Genomic DNA, 699 nt, shown 5'->3' with positions numbered 1-699 from the left:
GCGGTGAATACGTTCCCGGGCCTTGTACACACCGCCCGTCACGCCACCCGAGTTGGGAACACCTGAAGGCAGTACGGTAGGTACTGTTGAAGGTGGGCTTAGCGAGGGGGGCGAAGTCGTAACAAGGTAGGTGTACCGGAAGGTGCGCCTGGATCACCTCCTTTCTAAGGAGAATTAAAGTTTCTACCTCCTCTATCTACTTTTGAGAGAGTTGGGCTAGTAGCTCAGCTTGGTAAGAGCGCACGCCTGATAAGCGTGAGGTCGGAGGTTCAAGTCCTCCCTAGCCCACCAACCCTAAAGAAGGAAGAGCTCATTGACAAGTGCATAGAGAACGTCCAAAGAGAGAAGGGCATACGGTGGATGCCTAGCCAGCTGGAAGCGAAGAAGGACGTGGTAAGCTGCGAAAAGCTGTGGGGAGCTGCAAACGAGCGAAGATCCGCAGATATCCGAATGGGGGAACCTGCCGAAAGGCATCCTGGAGACAGGAGGCGAAGCTGGGGAAGTGAAACATCATAGTACCCGGTGAAAAGAAATCAAACGAGATTCCCCGAGTAGCGGCGAGCGAAAAGGGAAGAGCCCAAACAGTAGCGATGCAAAAGCGGGCAGGCGTTGTTGCTACTGAGTTGTGGGTAACAGCTACCCGAACTGCCAGATAGGGGGTTGGAGATATATACGAAGTGGAAAGGCATGGGAAGGCCT

At 53.9% G+C, this 699-nt stretch carries 1 tRNA gene and 2 rRNA genes; all 3 read left to right on the top strand.

Annotation, left to right across the window (positions count from 1 at the left end):
- Positions 1 to 164 (top strand): 16S ribosomal RNA (locus ACW9JY_RS10455); the annotation flags it as partial.
- A gap of 49 nt (positions 165 to 213) precedes the next feature.
- Positions 214 to 291, top strand: a tRNA-Ile gene (locus ACW9JY_RS10450).
- 42 nt (positions 292 to 333) lie between these two features.
- A 23S ribosomal RNA gene (locus ACW9JY_RS10445) occupies positions 334 to 699 on the top strand; the annotation flags it as partial.

Source organism: Petrotoga sp. DB-2 (genome assembly GCF_054051725.1).
This window is presented reverse-complemented; position numbering and strand designations above follow the sequence as displayed.